At 71.6% G+C, this 18,432-nt stretch carries 16 protein-coding genes; 9 read left to right on the forward strand and 7 right to left on the reverse strand.

Annotation, left to right across the window (positions count from 1 at the left end; genetic code table 11):
• Positions 1–31: 31 nt before the first annotated feature.
• Positions 32–1,069 carry a zinc-dependent alcohol dehydrogenase family protein gene (locus tag Sdi02f_RS24320; RefSeq protein WP_030400028.1) on the reverse strand — a complete coding sequence of 346 codons (1,038 nt, stop codon included), beginning with the start codon at positions 1,067–1,069 and terminating at the stop codon, positions 32–34.
• A 179-nt stretch (positions 1,070–1,248) separates the two neighbouring features.
• On the opposite strand from Sdi02f_RS24320, the gene Sdi02f_RS24325 reads away from it, so the two are divergent.
• Positions 1,249–1,491, forward strand: coding sequence for a heavy-metal-associated domain-containing protein (locus Sdi02f_RS24325; RefSeq protein ID WP_030400029.1), 243 nt, complete (start codon positions 1,249–1,251; stop codon positions 1,489–1,491).
• A 35-nt stretch (positions 1,492–1,526) separates the two neighbouring features.
• A complete protein-coding gene (locus Sdi02f_RS24330; protein WP_108934012.1) occupies positions 1,527–3,824 on the forward strand; it encodes a heavy metal translocating P-type ATPase in 2,298 nt (765 codons plus the stop codon).
• A gap of 628 nt (positions 3,825–4,452) precedes the next feature.
• On the opposite strand, the gene Sdi02f_RS24335 is transcribed toward Sdi02f_RS24330, so the two are convergent.
• Entirely contained in the window at positions 4,453–5,751 is a 1,299-nt protein-coding gene (locus Sdi02f_RS24335; RefSeq protein ID WP_030400031.1) for a citrate synthase, read from the reverse strand.
• Between the two features lie 237 nt (positions 5,752–5,988).
• Positions 5,989–8,250 carry an SF1B family DNA helicase RecD2 gene (recD2, locus tag Sdi02f_RS24340; RefSeq protein WP_030400032.1) on the reverse strand — a complete coding sequence of 754 codons (2,262 nt, stop codon included), beginning with the start codon at positions 8,248–8,250 and terminating at the stop codon, positions 5,989–5,991.
• Between the two features lie 92 nt (positions 8,251–8,342).
• On the opposite strand from recD2, the gene Sdi02f_RS24345 reads away from it, so the two are divergent.
• Positions 8,343–8,894, forward strand: coding sequence for a hypothetical protein (locus Sdi02f_RS24345; protein ID WP_053639071.1), 552 nt, complete (start codon positions 8,343–8,345; stop codon positions 8,892–8,894).
• On the opposite strand, the gene Sdi02f_RS24350 is transcribed toward Sdi02f_RS24345, so the two are convergent.
• Together Sdi02f_RS24350 and Sdi02f_RS24355 are read right to left on the reverse strand one after the other, a co-directional pair.
• A complete protein-coding gene (locus Sdi02f_RS24350) occupies positions 8,851–9,048 on the reverse strand; it encodes a DUF397 domain-containing protein (protein WP_108934013.1) in 198 nt (65 codons plus the stop codon). The two genes, Sdi02f_RS24345 and Sdi02f_RS24350, sit on opposite strands and share 44 nt — an antisense overlap.
• Positions 9,049–9,054: 6 nt before the next feature.
• Positions 9,055–9,894, reverse strand: a complete 840-nt coding sequence (locus Sdi02f_RS24355) for a helix-turn-helix domain-containing protein (RefSeq protein WP_031084123.1) — start codon at positions 9,892–9,894, stop codon at positions 9,055–9,057.
• Between the two features lie 220 nt (positions 9,895–10,114).
• On the opposite strand from Sdi02f_RS24355, the gene Sdi02f_RS24360 reads away from it, so the two are divergent.
• The gene (locus Sdi02f_RS24360; RefSeq protein WP_031184531.1) at positions 10,115–10,525 is read left to right on the forward strand and encodes an ATP-binding protein; all 411 of its coding nucleotides are present in this window, start codon (positions 10,115–10,117) and stop codon (positions 10,523–10,525) included.
• Between the two features lie 9 nt (positions 10,526–10,534).
• Here Sdi02f_RS24360 and Sdi02f_RS24365 read toward each other — a convergent pair whose 3' ends face one another.
• Complete coding sequence (locus tag Sdi02f_RS24365) at positions 10,535–11,152, reverse strand: TOPRIM nucleotidyl transferase/hydrolase domain-containing protein (protein WP_053639072.1); 618 nt, start codon at positions 11,150–11,152, stop codon at positions 10,535–10,537.
• A gap of 111 nt (positions 11,153–11,263) precedes the next feature.
• On the opposite strand from Sdi02f_RS24365, the gene Sdi02f_RS24370 reads away from it, so the two are divergent.
• Complete coding sequence (locus Sdi02f_RS24370; protein WP_031084129.1) at positions 11,264–12,058, forward strand: ArsR/SmtB family transcription factor; 795 nt, start codon at positions 11,264–11,266, stop codon at positions 12,056–12,058.
• 9 nt (positions 12,059–12,067) lie between these two features.
• Here the strand turns inward: Sdi02f_RS24370 and Sdi02f_RS24375 are convergent, their stop codons facing one another.
• Positions 12,068–13,006: an RNA polymerase sigma-70 factor gene (locus tag Sdi02f_RS24375; protein WP_372503494.1), complete on the reverse strand. Its 939-nt coding sequence runs from the start codon at positions 13,004–13,006 to the stop codon at positions 12,068–12,070.
• A 180-nt stretch (positions 13,007–13,186) separates the two neighbouring features.
• Here Sdi02f_RS24375 and Sdi02f_RS24380 point away from each other — a divergent pair, with 180 nt between their 5' ends.
• The 4 genes from Sdi02f_RS24380 to Sdi02f_RS24395 all read left to right on the forward strand — a co-directional run bounded on the left by Sdi02f_RS24380 (position 13,187) and on the right by Sdi02f_RS24395 (position 18,373).
• Positions 13,187–13,672: a carboxymuconolactone decarboxylase family protein gene (locus tag Sdi02f_RS24380; protein ID WP_030400038.1), complete on the forward strand. Its 486-nt coding sequence runs from the start codon at positions 13,187–13,189 to the stop codon at positions 13,670–13,672.
• 162 nt (positions 13,673–13,834) lie between these two features.
• Positions 13,835–14,878: a LacI family DNA-binding transcriptional regulator gene (locus Sdi02f_RS24385; RefSeq protein WP_030400039.1), complete on the forward strand. Its 1,044-nt coding sequence runs from the start codon at positions 13,835–13,837 to the stop codon at positions 14,876–14,878.
• The gene (locus Sdi02f_RS24390; protein WP_031184529.1) at positions 14,875–16,428 is read left to right on the forward strand and encodes a sugar ABC transporter ATP-binding protein; all 1,554 of its coding nucleotides are present in this window, start codon (positions 14,875–14,877) and stop codon (positions 16,426–16,428) included. Before Sdi02f_RS24385 ends, Sdi02f_RS24390 begins: the two co-directional genes overlap by 4 nt.
• The gene (locus tag Sdi02f_RS24395; protein WP_108934014.1) at positions 16,418–18,373 is read left to right on the forward strand and encodes an ABC transporter permease/substrate-binding protein; all 1,956 of its coding nucleotides are present in this window, start codon (positions 16,418–16,420) and stop codon (positions 18,371–18,373) included. Before Sdi02f_RS24390 ends, Sdi02f_RS24395 begins: the two co-directional genes overlap by 11 nt.
• Positions 18,374–18,432 lie beyond the last annotated feature (59 nt).

The following is an 18,432-nucleotide window of genomic DNA, read 5'->3' on the forward strand; positions in this document are numbered from 1 at the left end:
CCGTCACCCCGGCGCCGGGCGCGGGTCGTCGTCACGGCTCGATGACCGTCACCCCGGCGCCGGGCGCGGCCCCCATCGCCGCGAGGGCCGCCGGGGCCGCGTCCAGCCCGATGGTGGACGTCACCAGCAGGTCGGGCCTGAGGATCCCGGCGCGGACCAGCTCTAGCATCGGCGGGTAGGTGTGCGCGGCCATCCCGTGACTGCCCAGCAGTTCCAGCTCCAGGGCGACCGCGCGGGCCATCGGCACCGGTGTGGTGCCGTCCGCCGAGGGCAGCAGCCCGACCTGGACGTGCCGGCCGCGACGGCGCAGGCCGGCCACGGACGCGGCGCAGGTGGCGGGCGATCCGAGGGCGTCCAGCGAGAGGTGGGCGCCGCCCCCGGTGAGGTCGCGGACGGCCGCCGCCGTGTCCGGCGTCCGGGAGGCGTCCACGCACGCCGCCGCGCCGAAGGTGCGCGCCAGTTCCAGCGCGCGGGCCGACACGTCCACGGCGACCACGCGCGCGCCCGACGCCGCGGCGATCATCACCGCGGACAGGCCGACGCCCCCGCAGCCGTGCACCGCGACCCACTCCCCCGCCGCGAGGCGCCCCTGCTGCACCACGGCCCGGAAGGCGGTGGCGAACCGGCAGCCGAGCGAGGCGGCCGTGGCGTACGACATGCCGTCGGGCACGGCGACGAGGTTGACGTCGGCGTGGTCGAGCGCGACGTACTCGGCGAACGAACCCCAGTGGGTGAAGCCCGGCTGGGTCTGGCGCTCGCACACCTGCTGGTCCCCCGCCGCGCACGCCGCGCAGCTCCCGCAGGCGCAGACGAAGGGCACCGTCACCCGGTCGCCGGGCCGCCACCCGGCCACCCGGTCGCCGACCGCCTCGACGACGCCGGCGAGTTCGTGACCGGGCACGTGGGGCAGTGCGACGTCGGGGTCGTGGCCCTGCCACCCGTGCCAGTCGCTGCGGCACAGCCCGGTGGCCCCGACGCGGACCACGACGCCGTGCGGCGCGGGCTCCGGGTCGGCGACCTCCCGCACCTCGGCCGGCTCCCCGTAGCGCTCGAAGACGACCGCGCGCATCCGTTCACCCTCGCTTCCGTACTGTCGTGACTGCCGGGGCGGGGTTTCCGCCTCCCGTCCCCCATCTCACGGCAGGCTCACCCGAAGCCATACCCCCTAGGGGTACAGTGGAGGGTGAGTGGTCCAGCGCGGACCCGCGGGTACCCGCCCGTGCACATCCCCCGACGAGGAGTAACGACATGACCGCCCAGACCGACACCACCCAGGGCTCCGTCACCACCGTCTACAAGGTGAGCGGGATGAGCTGCGGCCACTGCGAGGGCGCCGTCTCCGGCGAGATCTCCGAGATCCCGGGCGTCGCCTCCGTGCAGGCCGTCGCCGCCACCGGCGAGGTCACCGTCGTCTCGGGGGCCGCCCTCGACGACGCGGCCGTGCGCGCCGCCGTGGACGAGGCGGGCTTCGAGCTCGTCGGCCGGGTCTGAGCCCGGCACCCCCCACCCCGTCCTGGAGTCCGGACATGACCAGCACCACCGCGGACACCCGCACCGCCTCGACGACGACCGACCCCGGCGGCGACACCGGCACCGCTCTCGCCGAGGTCGAGCTGCTGATCGGCGGGATGACCTGCGCCTCCTGCGCGGCCCGCGTCGAGAAGAAGCTCAACCGCATGGACGGCGTCACCGCCACGGTGAACTACGCGACGGAGAAGGCCCGGATCAGCCACCCGGCGACCACCGAGGTCGCCGACCTGATCGCCACCGTCGTGAAGACCGGGTACACGGCCGAGGAACCGGCGCCGCCGCCCGAGCCCGCCGACGGGCCCGCCACCGCTCGGGGCCACGACGGCAACGGCGGTGACGACGACCCGGAGCTGTCCGCGCTGCGCCGGCGCCTGACCGTCTCGGTGCTGCTGGCCGCCCCCGTGGTCCTGCTGGCGATGGTTCCGGCACTCCAGTTCGACAACTGGCAGTGGCTCTCGCTCACCCTGGCCGCGCCCGTGGTGGTCTGGGGCGGCCTGCCCTTCCACCGCGCCGCCTGGACGGGCGTCCGGCACGGCGCGGCCACCATGGACACGCTGGTCTCGCTCGGCACCCTGGCCGCGTTCGGCTGGTCGCTGTGGGCGCTGTTCTTCGGGGACGCGGGCATGCCGGGCATGCGGCACGGCTTCGACCTCACCGTCTCCCGCGCCGACGGCGCCTCCGCGATCTACCTGGAGGCAGCCGCCGGGGTCACCGCCTTCCTGCTCCTCGGCCGCTGGCTGGAGGCCCGCGCCAAGCGCCGTGCCGGGGCCACGCTGCGCGCGCTGATGGAGCTGGGCGCCAAGGACGTCGCCGTCCTGCGCGACGGAGGCGAGGTGCGGATACCGGTGGCCCGGCTCGCGGTGGGCGACCGGTTCGTCGTCCGCCCCGGCGAGAAGATCGCCACCGACGGCACGGTGACCGAGGGCGCCTCGGCCGTGGACACCTCCCTGCTGACGGGCGAGTCGGTGCCGGTGGACGTGGCCGTGGGCGACGCCGTCACGGGTGCCACGGTGAACGCCGGGGGACGGCTGGTCGTGGAGGCCACCCGGGTGGGCGCGGACACCCGGCTGGCCCGGATGGCGAAGCTGGTGGAGGACGCGCAGAGCGGCAAGGCCCGGGTGCAGCGCCTCGCCGACCGGATCTCGGGGGTCTTCGTCCCCGTCGTCCTGCTGATCGCGGTCGCCACCTTCGGCGGCTGGCTGGGCGCCACGGGCGACACGGTCGCCGCGTTCACCGCGGCCGTCGCCGTCCTGATCATCGCCTGCCCGTGCGCGCTGGGGCTCGCCACGCCGACCGCGCTGCTGGTGGGCACCGGCCGGGGCGCCCAGCTCGGCATCCTCATCAAGGGCCCGGAAGTACTGGAGTCCACCCGTCGCGTCGACACGGTGGTCCTCGACAAGACCGGCACCGTCACCACCGGCCGCATGACCCTGCACGAGGTGTACGCCGCCGAGGGCACCGACGAGGAGGAGCTGCTACGGCTCGCCGGCGCCGTGGAGCACGCCTCCGAGCACCCCGTGGCCCGCGCGGTCGCGGCCGGCGCCGAGGAGCGGCTGGGCGCGCTGCCCGGCGTGGAGGACTTCGAGAACGTCCCCGGGCGGGGCGTACGGGCCCGCGTGGCGGGCCGCGAGGTGGCCGTGGGGCGCCTGTACGACGGCCTGCCGCCCGACGTCGCAGCCGCCCGCGACGAGGCCGAGCGGCGGGGCCGTACGGCCGTCGTCGTCGGCTGGGACGGCGAGGCGCGCGGCGTCGTCGCCGTGGCCGACGCGGTGAAGGAGACCAGCGCCGAGGCGGTGACCCGGCTGCGCCAGCTGGGCCTGACCCCCGTCCTGCTGACGGGCGACAACCGCCGGGTGGCCGAGTCGGTCGCGGCGGCCGTCGGCATCGACGAGGTGATCGCCGAGGTGCTGCCCGAGGAGAAGGCCGCGGTGGTGGAGCGGCTGCGGGCCGAGGGCCGTACGGTCGCCATGGTCGGCGACGGCGTCAACGACGCGGCGGCGCTCGCCACCGCCGACCTGGGGCTCGCGTTGGGCACGGGGACGGACGCGGCGATCGAGGCGGGCGACCTGACGCTGGTGCGCGGGGACCTCAGGGTGGCGGCGGACGCGATCCGGCTGTCCCGGCGCACCCTGTCCACCATCAAGGGCAACCTCGTGTGGGCCTTCGGCTACAACGTGGCCGCGCTGCCGCTGGCCGCCGCCGGGCTGCTGAACCCGATGATCGCGGGGGCGGCGATGGCCTTCTCGTCGGTCTTCGTGGTGACCAACAGCCTCCGCCTGCGCGCCTTTCACTGACCGCGTGGTGGTCCGCAAGTCACGCAGGTCGTGGGGCTGAGCCTCTGGAGTCCGGCACCCGCCTCACATAAGCTCTTCACAAGGCTCGCGCAACTTCCTTACGCTGGAGGCCCGTGCGACGTACGGGTCTCTTGCGCACGTAAGGGACATGTGCAAGAGACGCAGATCACAGTGATGCGAACGTAACCATCTAAGGGGTTCGAAGGTCTAAGTTGGCGATGTCAGGCAGCGTCTTGGGGGGCGCGACCTGGCATCTGGGGACGTCTTGGGGGACTTTCCCAGAGCTGCGTTGCCGGGACACGTACACCGGGAAGCTTTGAGCGGCCCTCCCGGGCGTGCGCTGTCCCGGCAGACCGCACGGCGAGCACGACGAGCACGACGAGCACGACAACAGCGAGTACGACAACAGCGATTCAGGCGCTGTCCTCACAGACGCCCGGCCGGATCCCGTGGGGGGAATCCGCACCGGGACATGGGAAGGCGCCCTGGTTCGTCGGCCCGTGGGGGGACCGGCGCCAGGGCGCCTTCTGCTGTCCCCACACCGTTCGGGGGCCCGGGCACGGAAAAGTCCCGTACCACGCGGGGCGGTACGGGACTCACCAGGTGCGCTGCGGGGGTGCCGTGTGGCTCAGCGCTCCTCGACGGGCACGAAGTCGCGCTCGACGACGCCCGTGTAGATCTGGCGCGGGCGGCCGATGCGGGAACCCGGCTCCTTGATCATCTCGTGCCACTGGGCGATCCAGCCCGGCAGACGGCCGAGGGCGAACAGGACCGTGAACATCTCGGTCGGGAAGCCCATGGCCCGGTAGATCAGGCCGGTGTAGAAGTCGACGTTCGGGTAGAGGCTGCGCGAGACGAAGTAGTCGTCGGAGAGCGCGTGCTCCTCCAGCTTCAGGGCGATGTCCAGCAGCTCGTCGGACTTGCCGAGGGCGGAGAGGACGTCGTGCGCGGCAGCCTTGATGATCTTGGCGCGCGGGTCGAAGTTCTTGTACACCCGGTGGCCGAAGCCCATCAGGCGGACGCCGTCCTCCTTGTTCTTCACCTTGCGGATGAAGGAGTCGACGTCGCCGCCCGCGTCGCGGATGCCTTCCAGCATCTCCAGCACCGACTGGTTGGCGCCGCCGTGCAGCGGGCCCCACAGGGCGTTGATGCCGGCGGAGATCGAGGCGAACATGTTCGCCTGCGAGGAGCCGACCAGGCGGACGGTGGAGGTCGAGCAGTTCTGCTCGTGGTCCGCGTGCAGGATCAGCAGCTTGTCGAGGGCCGCGACGACCGTCGGGTCCAGCTCGTACTCCTGCGCCGGGACCGAGAAGGTCATGCGCAGGAAGTTCTCGACGTAGCCGAGGTCGTTGCGCGGGTAGACGAACGGGTGGCCGATCGACTTCTTGTACGCGTAGGCCGCGATCGTCGGGAGCTTGGCGAGCAGCCGGATCGTGGAGAGGTTGCGCTGACGCTCGTCGAACGGGTTGTGGCTGTCCTGGTAGAACGTCGACAGCGCGGAGACGACCGACGACAGCATGGCCATCGGGTGGGCGTCGCGCGGGAAGCCCTTGTAGAAGTTCTTGACGTCCTCGTGCAGCAGGGTGTGCTGGGTGATCTCGCCCTTGAACGCGGACAGCTCGTCGACGGTCGGCAGCTCACCGTTGATCAGCAGGTAGGCGACCTCGACGAAGGAGGAGCGCTCGGCCAGCTGCTCGATCGGGTAGCCGCGGTACCGCAGGATGCCGGCTTCGCCGTCCAGATAGGTAATGGCGGATTTGTAGGCGGCGGTGTTGCCGTATCCGCTGTCCAGCGTCACCAGACCGGTCTGGGCGCGGAGCTTCCCGATGTCGAAGCCCTTGTCGCCGACGGTGCTGTCGATCACCGGGTAGGTGTACTCGCCATCGCCGTACCGCAGTACTACCGAGTTGTTGGTGTGCTCGCTCACGTCTTCCCTCACCGACGTAGTGCCTCATCTTCGAGGTGCCCTGACTGTCTCTACCATCCCCCACTTGGCTCAGGAGAGTGCACTCGGGGTCGACCATCGGGCCTATTGGCGGCACTCAGTGCCGCCAACTTGCTCATCCTGCCCGCTGCGGAGCCCATCCGGAAGTGCTCTGTGACCTTTCCGACTCGTTTGATCGATCATTTTTTTCACACGGTCCGAGAGGTTTACGGGAAGGATTCACGTCCGGGCGCCCGCCAGCCGGAAGTCGAGCGCCGTGCAGCGCCGTCCGGCCGACACCGTCCGCACCGCCTGCCCGATCGCCCTGCGCGATCCGACGAGCACGACCAGCTTCTTCGCCCGGGTGACCGCCGTGTACAGCAGGTTCCGCTGGAGCATCATCCAGGCGCCGGTCGTCACGGGGATCACCACCGCCGGGTACTCGCTGCCCTGGGAGCGGTGGATGGTGACCGCGTACGCGTGGGCCAGTTCGTCCAGTTCGTCGAAGTCGTACGGCACCTCCTCGTCCTCGTCCGTCAGCACGGTGAGGCGCTGGTCCACGGGATCCAGCGAGGTGACGACGCCGACGGTGCCGTTGAAGACGCCGTTCTCGCCCTTCTCGTAATTGTTGCGGATCTGGGTGACCTTGTCGCCGACGCGGAAGACCCGGCCGCCGAACCGCTTCTCCGGCACGTCCGGGCGGCCCGGGGTGACGGCCTGCTGGAGCAGCCCGTTCAGCGTCCCGGCGCCGGCGGGTCCCCGGTGCATGGGAGCCAGCACCTGCACGTCCCGGCGCGGGTCGAGGCCGAACTTCGCGGGGATGCGGCGCGCGGCGACGTCCACCGTGAGCCGCCCCGCCTCCTCGGTGTCGTCCTCGACGAAGAGGAAGAAGTCCTTCATCCCGTCGGTGACGGGGTGCTGTCCCGCGTTGATCCGGTGGGCGTTGGTGACGACGCCGGACTGCTGGGCCTGGCGGAAGACGCGGGTGAGCCGGACGGCGGGCACGGGGCTGCCGGGCGCCAGCAGGTCCCGCAGCACCTCGCCGGCCCCGACGCTGGGCAACTGGTCGACGTCCCCGACGAGCAGCAGATGGGCCCCGGGCGGGACGGCCTTGGCGAGCTTGTTGGCGAGCAGCAGGTCCAGCATCGACGCCTCGTCCACCACGACGAGGTCGGCGTCGAGGGGTCGCTCCCGGTCGTAGGCCGCGTCGCCGCCGGGCTTCAGCTCCAGCAGCCGGTGCACGGTGGACGCCTCGGCGCCGGTCAGCTCGGCGAGCCGCTTGGCGGCCCGGCCGGTGGGGGCGGCGAGCACGACCTTCGCCTTCTTGGCCCGCGCCAGCTCCACGATCGACCGCACGGTGAAGGACTTGCCGCAGCCGGGCCCGCCGGTGAGGACGGCGACCTTCTCGCTCAGCGCGAGCCTGACGGCCTCCTCCTGCTCGGGCGCGAGATCGGCACCCGTGCGCCGCCTGAGCCAGGCGAGCGCCTTGTCCCAGGCCACGTCCCGGAAGGCGGGCATCCGGTCCTCGTCCGTGTGGAGCAGGCGCCGGAGCTGACCGGCCAGGGCCTGCTCGGCCCGGTGGAAGGGGACGAGGTAGACGGCGGTGACGGGCTCGCCGCCGTCGGGGCCGGGCACCTTCTCCCGTACGACACCGGGGTCGCCGTCCGGGTCCTCGGGCTCGGCGGCCAGCTCGCCGAGGCACTCGATGACGAGCCCGGTGTCCACCTGGAGCAGCTTCACCGCGTCGGCGATCAGCCTCTCCTCGGGGAGGTAGCAGTGCCCCTGGTCGGTGGCCTGCGACAGCGCGTACTGGAGACCGGCCTTCACCCGCTCCGGGCTGTCGTGGGGGATGCCGACGGACTGGGCGATCTTGTCGGCCGTGAGGAAGCCGATGCCCCAGACGTCGGCGGCGAGCCGGTAGGGCTGGTTCTTCACGACGGAGATCGAGGCGTCGCCGTACTTCTTGTAGATGCGGACGGCGATGGAGGTGGACACCTCGACGGTCTGGAGGAAGAGCATGACCTCCTTGATCGCCTTCTGCTCCTCCCAGGCGTCGGCGATCTTCTTCGTCCGCTTGGGTCCGAGGCCGGGGACCTCGATGAGCCGCTTGGGCTCCTCCTCGATGATCGTGAGGGTGTCCAGCCCGAAGTGCTGCGTGATGCGGTCGGCGAAGACCGGCCCGATCCCCTTGACCAGCCCGGAGCCGAGATAGCGCCGGATGCCCTGGACGGTGGCGGGCAGGAGGGTCGTGTAGTTCTCCACGTGGAACTGCTTGCCGTACTGCGGGTGCGACCCCCAGCGCCCCTCCATCCGCAGCGACTCCCCCACCTGCGCGCCCAGCAGCGCGCCGACGACGGTCAGCAGGTCGCCGGCGCCTCTGCCGGTGTCGACGCGGGCGACCGTGTAGCCGTTCTCCTCGTTGGCGTACGTGATCCGCTCCAGGACGCCTTCGAGCGTGGCGAGCCGCCGCTCGCCCGGGGCCGCGGGGGGCTGGTTGGGCATGGGTCGACGGTACCGGTGGGGTGTGACAGCGGTGCGGGGTCCGGCATGATCACGCGCACACGCGGTGCGACCCGGTCTGCGGAGGGGAAATCATGGGGCTGAGCTACGGCTACGACATCTTCCTGCGCCCTCGCCGCGTCGCGGGGGCGCTGACCGCCGTGGCCGGGCTGGCGCCCCCGAACCGGGACGTGCCCCCGCTCGACGTCACGCTGCCCGGGGGCGAGCGGGTCGTCCTGCCGTTCACGTCCGGCTTCGGCAGCGAGCCGGTCGACTGCTCCGGGCGCGACACGCTGGAGCTGGACACGTCCCTCATGTTCCCGGTCGACGACGCGGTGCGTGCGTACGCGGAGTCGTACGGTCTGCCGCCCGAGCGGAACGGGCGGGTACGGATCGGGTACGTCTACCTGACGGTCCGGTTCGCGTCCTTCCTGGACCCCGGGTACACCGCCCTGGAGTTCTGGGCGCCGACGTCGGGCATCAGCCGCCTGTTCGAGCGGTCGGCGAGCATCAGGGAGACGTTCACCGGCCTCGCCGCCGCCGTCGGTGCCGAGTGCTGCCAGTTCGACGTGGGCGACGGCAGCCCCGGGGAGGTGTGCTGGGTCAGCGGGGAGGCGGGGTTCCCTCCGTCTCCTTCACCGTCGTGAGGAAGCGGGTGAAGGCGGCGCGGGGGAAGGTGAGGGTGGCTCGGGCGGGGGTCTTGCTGTCACGAACGGCGACGTGAGTGGCCGACGTGGCTATCTCCACGCAGTTGTTGCCGTCGCCCTCGCCCGAGTACGACGACCTACGCCAGTTGCCCATGGGTGCTCACAGCTCCTTCGTCAGCCGGTGGATGAAGTCACGCGATCGATCCGGGTTGAGCGAGACCTCCTCCACCTTACGGAAGCGCGTTCGATAGGCGCCGAGTTGGGCCTCGGAGTCGATGAGGAACGCGCCATGGGGAGCGTCGCGCGCCACCGTGTCCAGCTTGCGTACAACCCCGCCGACGTACGTCATCGTGCTTGAGGCCCTGGCGAACCCGTCCAGATCGAACGGGATGACCCGCAAGGTGACACGGTCGGACTCGGAAGCCTCCAGGAGGTGTACGAGCTGAGACCGCGTGGCGGCACGATCGCCCACCCTGATACGGAGTGCCGACTCGTGGATCACGATGTCGTGAGGAAACGCGGCCTTCCTCTGCCGCGTCAGACGGTGACGCACACGCAGTTCCAACTCCTCACTGGTCAGTTCGGGAATCCTCGACGAGAAGACGGCCCGGGCGTAGTCCTCCGTCTGCAACAAGCCGGGCACATAGAGGACGGCGACGTCCTGCTGGAAGGCCGCGTAGTGATCCAGCTCCGCCAGATCCAGAAACGGCGTGGGCAGCAGTCCTCGGTACTCCTCCCACCAACCCTTCGTGCGGTCAGTGGCCATTTCCGCCAAGGCATCGACGAGGGCCTCGTCCGTGCAGGCGTAGTGAGATGCCAGGCGCCGGAGCCGCTGCTCACTGACCCCCGACAGCCCTGACTCGATCTGGCTGATCTGAACGTTGCTTACGCCAAGCATGCTCGCCGCCTGCCGAGCGGTGAGGCCGGCCGCCTCGCGCATCCTGCGCAGTTCCACCGCCAGGCGCAGTTGCCGCGCCGTCGGTTCACGCCTCGTCGGCAATCGCCGCTCCTCACCTCAACGCGTCTGCTGACACGACTCGTTCGGGGTGAAGATTACGCGACCGGCTTGCTCCGCCGAAACTTTAAGGTCTACCGTCGGTGACGCGACGCACACCGTGCGACACCGGCCACCGGAAGCGCACCGCCCCGTCCTGCCACGACGGCTGCGGCAATGACACCGGGCCCGCTCTCACCCCACCGCCCTCCACGAGGAGTCCCGCATGCCCGAAAACGAACCCTGGGAGTACTCCCTCTACATCCCCAACGACCTGCGTGCCGTCACCATCAGCCGCCGCACCCTCCGCCTGGTCCTCACCATGCACGGCCTGATCCGCCTCGTGGACGTGGCCGAACTGCTCGCCACCGAGCTGGTCTCCAACGCCGTACGGCACACCAAGGGCCCCGCCGCCCTCCGCATCCGCTGGTCGCCGCCGGGCACGCTGCGGATCGGGGCGTGGGACGCGGACCCCGAACCGCCGGAGCCGCCCACGCGGTTCGAGAGGGTGACGGAGCTGGAGGAGGGGCGGGGGCTGGCGCTCGTGCGGGCCTGCGCGGACGTGTGGGGATGGCATCCGCTGGCCAGACACGGCAACCGAGGGAAGTACGTGTGGTGCGAGCTGTCGGCGGCGTGACGGCGGCCGTCACAGCGCCGCGAACAACCCCGCCAGTGGAGCCGGCGTCCGGGACGGCTCCAGGGACTCCACCAGGACGCGGCCGTAGTGGATCTTGCGGCCCGCCTTGGTGCCGAGGAAGCGGCGGAGCTGCTGCTGGGCGGCACGGCCCTGCTGGGCGGGCTGCCGGAGGAAGGTCTGGAGGCGGCGTGACTCGCCCTCCGCCTCGACGAGTCGAGTCACGGTGCCCACGCCCAGCGCGCGGATCAGCTCGTCCTCCAGGTCGGCCGCGCACACGAACAGGCCCTGCGGTGACGCCTCGGCGCGTTCGAGGGCCCGGACGTAGAAGTCCTGCTCCCGTTCGTCGCACAGGCCCACGAGGCGGAGGTCCAGGCCCGAGGGCCCGAGGAGGCCGGCGAAGCGGCCGACGTTCATCGCGCCGCCCATCGGGAGGACGCAGACGCCCTCCGCCGCGAGGTCCCGGCCGTGCCGGGCGGCCATCGCGTCGACGGCCGCCACGTCGCTCGGTCCTTCGAGGAGGACGGCGGTGTGGACGAGCAGCCGGTCGGCCAGGTCCTGCGCAGGAGCGCCGGGGCCACCGGCCGCCCACGCGGTGATCGCCTTCCGAAGCTCCCCCATGTCCGCCATGAGGCAAGTCTCCCGCTCCCGGCCCGCATCGCGGTAGCGGGTTTTGACATGCAGCCGAATGGCTGCCTATCGTGAAAGGCAGCCAATAGGCTGCATGTCAGAGGGGCGGAGATGGACGAGGTCTTCAAGGCGCTGGCCGACGGCAGCAGGCGACGGCTGCTGGACAGCCTGAACGCGCGCAACGGGCAGAGTCTGCGCGAGCTGTGCGCCGGGCTGGACATGGCCCGGCAGTCGGTCAGCAAGCATCTGGCGGTGCTGGAGGCGGCCGGCCTGGTCACCACCGTGCGGCGGGGCCGGGAGAAGCTGCACTACCTCGACGCCGGACCGATCAACGCCATCGCCGAACGCTGGATCAGCCGCTACGACCGGGAGCGGGTGCGCGCACTCGCCGACCTCAAGCACGCGCTGGAGGACACCGCCATGGACAGCAACGCGTTCGTCTACACGACCTACATCAGGGCCACCCCGGAGCAGGTGTGGCAGGGGCTCACCGACCCGGCCTTCACGCGCCGCTACTGGGGGCTGGAGTTCGGCACCGACTGGGCGGCCGGGTCGCCCGTGGTGTGGCGGGAGCGGGGGGCCGAGACCGCCCACCCCGAGCAGGTCGTGCTGGAGTCCGACCCGCCCCGGCGGCTGTCGTACACCTGGCACACCTTCACGCCGGAGTGGGCGGCGGCCAACGGCGTCGACGACGAGACCCTCGCCGGGCTCTCCGCCGAGCGGCGCTCGAAGGTCGCCTTCGACATCGAGGACCTCGGCGGCGGCTCGGTGAAACTGACCGTCGTCCACGACGGGTTCGAGCCCGGCAGCACCGTCCGCGAGATGATCCAGCACGGCTGGCCGGCCCTGATGGCCGGCCTCAAGACGCTGCTGGAGACGGGAGAGGCGCTCCCGGAGCCCCGGTGACCCGGGCGCTCACCGGCTCAGGGTGGTCGCCTCCTCACGCATGTACGCCAGCTTCTCCGGGTTGCGCACCGCGTAGAGCCCGGTGATGCGGCCTTCGTCGAAGCGCACCGCCACCACGGTGTCGAGCTCGCCGTCGAGCCGGACGACCAGGGCGGGGTGTCCGTTGACCTGGGCCGGTTCCATCCTCACCTCCATGTCCAGCTTGCCCAGGCCGCCCAGCATGAGGCGGGCCACCTTGTCGGCACCGACGACGGGCCGCGGGACGGCCTGCTTGATGCCGCCGCCGTCGCCGAGCAGGACGACGTCCGGGGAGAGGATGTCGAGCAGGCCCTGGAGGTCGCCCGTCTCCACCGCCCGCCGGAACGCCGCGAGCGCCCGGCGGGACTCGGCCGTCGTGACCTCCCCGCGCGGGCGGCGGGCCGCCACGTGCGCGCGGGCCCGGTGCGCGATCTGCCGGACGGCGGCGGGGCTCTTCTCCACCGCCTCGGCGATCTCGTCGTAGCCGAGGTCGAACACCTCGCGCAGGACGAACACCGCCCGCTCCACCGGCGCCAGGGTCTCCAGGACCAGCATCATCGCCATCGACACGCTGTCCGCCAACTCGACGTCCTCGGCCACGTCGGGCGTGGTGAGCAGCGGCTCGGGCAGCCAGGAGCCGACGTAGGACTCCTTGCGGCGGCCGAGCGTGCGCAGTCGGTTCAGGGCCTGGCGGGTGGTGATGCGGACCAGGTACGCGCGGCGGTCGCGCACCGTGCCGAGGTCGACTCCCGCCCACCGCAGCCAGGTCTCCTGGAGGACGTCCTCGGCGTCCGCGGCCGAGCCGAGCATCTCGTAGGCGACCGTGAAGAGCAGGTTGCGGTGCGCGACGAAATCCTCGGTGGCCGCGTCCGCGGCCGCGCCCCCGCCGGTCGTCTCGTCCTGTTCGCGGCTGCTGTTGTCGCTGGTCACCAGCTTCTCCCGTTCGTTCCGTTCCGGCGGTGTCCCGTGCACGGGACACCGGCCGCCGGGGTTCTGTGACACCCGTCGGCGGTGTCCTGGGTCACGTCCGCGTCCTGTCACAGGGTGCGGGTCGGCGGGGTCTTGTGTGCGTCACCGAGGCACCGAGGCATCGAGAGCGAGGACGAGATCATGGACACCCGATTCAATCTGTTCGAGAACGAGTTCGCCGGTCGGTTCACGAAGCGGTTCGCCGGCATGGGCATGCTGATGCACGAGTCGCCGCTGCCGAAGGCCACGCAGGAACTGGTCTCGCTGCGGGCCAGTCAGATCAACGGCTGCGGCCACTGCATCGACATGCACGTCAAGGAGGCCGCGGCCGCCGGGGAGAGCGCGGTCCGGCTGCACCTGGTCGCCGCCTGGCGCGAGTCCACGGTGTTCACCGAGGCCGAGCAGGCGGCGCTGGCCCTCGCCGAGGAGGGCACCCGGCTCGCCGACGCGCACGAGGGCGTGTCCGACGAGACGTGGGCGCTGGTGCGCAAGCACTACGACGACGACCAGGTCGCCGCGCTGATCTGCCTGGTCGCCATGATCAACGCGGCCAACCGGCTCGCCGTGATCACGCACCAGAAGGGCGGCTCGTACGAGGTGGGGATGTTCGCGGCGGCGGTGGGCTGACTGCCGCAAGCGGTCGGGGCGGCACCCGGGGCGACATCGCCCCGGGTGCCGCCCCTTTCTCCGGTCACGATTCCGTCTCGGCCCCGGCCGACCCCTTGAATCCGTCCGTGTAATCGTTTCCAATCCTCCGTGTAATCGATTCCACGAGGAGGTGGAACGACGATGGCGAGCATCAAGGACGTCGCCGCCGAGGCAGGCGTGTCCGTCGCCACGGTCTCCCGGGCGCTCAACGGCCACCCGTCCGTCAGCCCCGCCGCCCGCGCCCGCGTGCTGGCCGCCGTCGAGACGCTGGGCTACCGCCCCAACGCCGTCGCCCGGTCGCTGCGCACCGACCAGACCCGCACCCTCGGCCTGGTCATCAGCGACGTCATGAACCCGTACTTCACCGAGCTGGCCCGTTCCGTCGAGGAGGAGGCCCGCGCCCTCGGCTACAGCGTCATCATCGGCAACGCCGACGAGCGGCCCGATCTCCAGGACCACCACGTCACGACGCTGCTCGACCGGCGGATCGACGGGCTCCTCGTCTCCCCCACCGACGGCGGCTCCCCCCGCATGCTGGAGGCGGCGCGGGCCGGGACGCCGATGGTCTTCGTCGACCGGTGGATCCCCGGCGTGGACGTGCCGGTCGTCCGCTCGGACGGGCGGGCTGCCGTACGGGATCTCGTCGCGCACCTGCACGGGCTCGGGCACCGGCGGCTCGCGATCATCGCCGGCCCCGCCGCCACCACGACCGGACGCGAGCGCGTCGACGCCTTCCGCGAGGCGCTGGCCGCGTACGGGCTTCCCCTCCCCGACGCCTACATCGGCCAGGGCGACTTCCAGGCCGGCAGCGGGCGCCGGGTCACCGAGGGCTTCCTCGACCTGCCCGAGCCGCCCGAGGTCGTCTTCGCCGCCGACAACCTGATGGCGCTCGGCGCGCTGGACGCCGTACGCGCGCGCGGGCTGCGGGTCCCCGAGGACATCGGGCTCGCCGCGTTCGACGACATCCCCTGGTTCCTGCACACCGGTCCGCCGGTCACCGCGATCGCCCAGCCCACCCGGGACCTCGGACGGGCCGCCGTACGCGCGCTGGTCGAGCGGATCGCCGGGCGGGCCGGTGCGTCCGTCACCCTTCCGGCCCGGCTCGTCGTGCGCCGCTCGTGCGGCGAGCCGGACGGCACCACCCCCCACCAGTCACCCTCCCCCGTACGAAGGAGTACGCCGTGAGCAGCCGCAGTCCGGACGAGTTGCTGCGCATCGAGGGCATCCGCAAGACCTTCCCCGGTGTGGTCGCGCTCGACAGCGTCGACTTCGACCTGCGCCGGGGCGAGGTGCACGTGCTCCTCGGTGAGAACGGCGCGGGCAAGAGCACACTCATCAAGATGCTCTCCGGCGCCTACACGCCCGATGCCGGGCGGATCCTGGCCGGCGGCGAGGAGGTGCGCATCCACGGTGCGCAGGACTCCGAGCGCCTCGGGATCGCCACCATCTACCAGGAGTTCAACCTCGTCCCCGATCTCACGGTCGCCGAGAACATCTTCCTGGGCCGCCAGCCGCGCCGGTTCGGCATGATCGACCGGAAGCGGATGGAGGCCGACGCGGAGGTGCTGCTGGAACGGGTGGGCGTCAACGTCTCCCCCCGTGCGCGGGTGCGCGAACTCGGCATCGCCCGGCTCCAGATGGTCGAGATCGCCAAGGCGCTCAGCCTGGACGCGCGCGTGCTCATCATGGACGAGCCGACCGCCGTCCTGACCTCCGAGGAGGTCGAGAAGCTGTTCACCATCGTGCGGCGGCTGCGCGAGGACGGCGTAGGGATCGTCTTCATCACCCACCACCTGGAGGAGATCGCCGCGCTCGGCGACCGGGTCACCGTGATCCGGGACGGCAGGAGCGTCGGACAGGTGCCCGCCTCCACCCCGGAGGACGAACTGGTCCGGCTCATGGTCGGGCGGTCGATCGAGCAGCAGTACCCGCGCGAGCGCACCGACGCCGGTGAGCCCCTGCTCAAGGTGGAGGGGCTCACCCGCGACGGCGTCTTCCACGACGTGGGCTTCGAGGTGCGGGCCGGTGAGGTCGTCGGCATCGCGGGTCTGGTCGGGGCCGGGCGGACGGAGGTGGTGCGGGCGGTGTTCGGCGCCGATCCGTACGACGCCGGGACCGTGCACGTCGCGGGCGCACCACTGCGCCGGCACGACGTGAACGCCGCCATGGCCGCCGGGATCGGGCTCGTGCCGGAGGACCGCAAGGGGCAGGGGCTCGTCCTGGACGCCTCCGTGGCGGAGAACCTCGGGCTGGTCACCCTGCGGTCGAGCGCCCGCGCGGGACTCGTCGACCTCAAGGGGCAGCACGCGGCGGCCGAGCGCATCGCCGGGCAGCTCGGCGTGCGGATGGCCGGGCTCGGACAGCACGTGCGCACCCTGTCCGGCGGCAACCAGCAGAAGGTCGTCATCGGCAAGTGGCTGCTGGCGAACACCAAGGTGCTGATCCTCGACGAGCCGACGCGCGGCATCGACGTCGGCGCGAAGGTCGAGATCTACCAGCTCATCAACGAACTGACGGCCGCCGGTGCCGCCGTACTGATGATCTCCAGCGACCTGCCGGAGGTGCTCGGCATGAGCGACCGCGTGGTCGTCATGGCGCAGGGCCGCGTCGCGGGCGAACTCCCCGCCGAACGGGCCACCCAGGACGCCGTGATGGCACTCGCCGTCAGCACGCACACCAGCGACTCCCCCCACACCGACGGAACGGACGGAACGGAGGCCTCCCGTGGCCACTGACACGCTCAAGAGCAAGCCGGGCGCGCAGGGCGCCACGGGCGGGCTGCGCCGCCTGCTGCTCGACAACGGCGCACTGACCGCGCTGATCGTCCTGGTCATCGCCATGTCGGCGCTGTCCGGGGACTTCCTGACCGCCGACAACCTCCTCAACGTCGGCGTCCAGGCCGCCGTCACCGCGATCCTCGCCTTCGGCGTCACCTTCGTCATCGTCTCGGCGGGCATCGACCTGTCGGTCGGTTCGGTCGCCGCGCTGTCGGCCACCGTGCTGGCCTGGAGCGCCACCGAGGCCGGGATGCCGGTCGTGCTGGCGGTGCTGCTGTCCGTGCTGACCGGCATCGCGTGCGGTCTGGTGAACGGTTTCCTCATCTCGTACGGGAAGCTGCCGCCGTTCATCGCGACGCTCGCCATGCTCTCGGTGGGCCGCGGTCTGTCGCTGGTCATCTCGCAGGGCTCGCCGATCGCCTTCCCCGACTCGGTCTCGCACCTGGGCGACACGCTCGGCGGGTGGCTGCCGGTGCCGGTGCTCGTGATGATCGTGATGGGGCTGATCACCGCCTTCGTACTCGGCCGGACCTACATCGGCCGGTCCATGTACGCCATCGGCGGCAACGAGGAGGCCGCGCGGCTGTCCGGGCTGCGGGTGAAGCGGCAGAAGCTCGCCATCTACGCCTTCTCCGGCCTGTTCGCCGCCGCCGCGGGCATCGTCCTCGCCTCCCGGCTCTCCTCCGCGCAGCCGCAGGCCGCGCAGGGCTACGAGCTGGACGCCATCGCCGCCGTCGTCATCGGCGGCGCCTCGCTGGCGGGCGGCACCGGCAAGGCGTCGGGCACGCTGATCGGCGCGCTGATCCTCGCGGTGCTGCGCAACGGCCTCAACCTGCTGTCGGTGTCCGCGTTCTGGCAGCAGGTCGTCATCGGCGTCGTCATCGCGCTGGCGGTGCTCTTCGACACGCTGCGCCGCAAGGCCGGGGCGACGCCCGTGGCCGCCGGGGCCTCCGGGGGCGGCAACCGGGGCAGGCAGGCGCTCACTTACGTGATCGCGGCGGTCGTCGCGGTGGCCGTCGTCGGCGCGACCTCGCTGCTGCACAACGGTTCCTCCGGCGGCAAGGACCAGAAGATAGGGCTGTCGCTGTCCACGCTCAACAACCCGTTCTTCGTGCAGATCAGGAACGGCGCCGAGGAGGAGGCGAAGAAGCTGGGCGTGGACCTGACGGTCACGGACGCCCAGAACGACGCCTCCCAGCAGGCCAACCAGCTGCAGAACTTCGTCAGCGGCGGCCTGTCCGCGGTCGTCGTCAACCCGGTGGACTCCGACGCGGCCGGCCCCTCGGTGCGCGCGGCGAACAAGGACGGCATCCCCGTCATCGCCGTGGACCGCGGCGTCAACAAGGCGCAGACGTCCGCGCTGGTCGCCTCCGACAACGTCGAGGGCGGGCAGTTGGGCGCCAAGGCGCTCGCCGAGAAGCTCGGCGGCAAGGGCACCATCGTGATCCTCCAGGGCCAGGCCGGCACCTCCGCCAGCCGGGAGCGCGGGGCGGGCTTCGCGGCCGGGCTGAAGGCGTACCCGGGCATCAAGGTGGTCGCCAAGCAGCCCGCGGACTTCGACCGCACCAAGGGCCTGGACGTGATGACCAACCTGCTCCAGGCGCACCCCGCCGTGGACGGCGTCTTCGCGGAGAACGACGAGATGGCGCTGGGCGCGATCAAGGCGCTGGGCGCCAAGGCCGGGAAGTCCGTGCAGGTCGTCGGGTTCGACGGCACGCCGGACGGGCTGAAGGCGGTCGAGGCGGGGACGCTGTACGCGTCCGTCGCGCAGCAGCCGAGGGAACTGGGCAGGATCGCCGTACAGAACGCGCTGCGGGCGGCCGAGGACAAGAAGGTGGAGCAGACGGTGAAGGTGCCCGTGAAGGTCGTCACCAAGGAGAACGTGGCCGGCTTCGAGGGCTGAGACCGGCCGTCGGAGCCTCGCGGAATCCAGCGGGAACCACTCGAATCGGAGAACGATTG

The sequence above is a fragment of the Streptomyces ardesiacus genome (assembly GCF_003112575.1).
Taxonomy (GTDB): domain Bacteria; phylum Actinomycetota; class Actinomycetes; order Streptomycetales; family Streptomycetaceae; genus Streptomyces; species Streptomyces ardesiacus.

What these genes read in the sequence shown, in the direction of transcription:
- Sdi02f_RS24320 (WP_030400028.1), bottom strand. Translation starts at nt 1,069, where the DNA reads ATGCGCGCGGTCGTCTTCGAGCGCTACGGGGAGCCGGCCGAGGTGCGG.
- Sdi02f_RS24325 (WP_030400029.1), top strand. Translation starts at nt 1,249, where the DNA reads ATGACCGCCCAGACCGACACCACCCAGGGCTCCGTCACCACCGTCTAC.
- Sdi02f_RS24330 (WP_108934012.1), top strand. Translation starts at nt 1,527, where the DNA reads ATGACCAGCACCACCGCGGACACCCGCACCGCCTCGACGACGACCGAC.
- recD2 (WP_030400032.1), bottom strand. Translation starts at nt 8,250, where the DNA reads ATGCCCAACCAGCCCCCCGCGGCCCCGGGCGAGCGGCGGCTCGCCACG.
- Sdi02f_RS24345 (WP_053639071.1), top strand. Translation starts at nt 8,343, where the DNA reads ATGGGGCTGAGCTACGGCTACGACATCTTCCTGCGCCCTCGCCGCGTC.
- Sdi02f_RS24350 (WP_108934013.1), bottom strand. Translation starts at nt 9,048, where the DNA reads ATGGGCAACTGGCGTAGGTCGTCGTACTCGGGCGAGGGCGACGGCAAC.
- Sdi02f_RS24360 (WP_031184531.1), top strand. Translation starts at nt 10,115, where the DNA reads ATGCCCGAAAACGAACCCTGGGAGTACTCCCTCTACATCCCCAACGAC.
- Sdi02f_RS24365 (WP_053639072.1), bottom strand. Translation starts at nt 11,152, where the DNA reads ATGGCGGACATGGGGGAGCTTCGGAAGGCGATCACCGCGTGGGCGGCC.
- Sdi02f_RS24370 (WP_031084129.1), top strand. Translation starts at nt 11,264, where the DNA reads ATGGACGAGGTCTTCAAGGCGCTGGCCGACGGCAGCAGGCGACGGCTG.
- Sdi02f_RS24380 (WP_030400038.1), top strand. Translation starts at nt 13,187, where the DNA reads ATGGACACCCGATTCAATCTGTTCGAGAACGAGTTCGCCGGTCGGTTC.
- Sdi02f_RS24385 (WP_030400039.1), top strand. Translation starts at nt 13,835, where the DNA reads ATGGCGAGCATCAAGGACGTCGCCGCCGAGGCAGGCGTGTCCGTCGCC.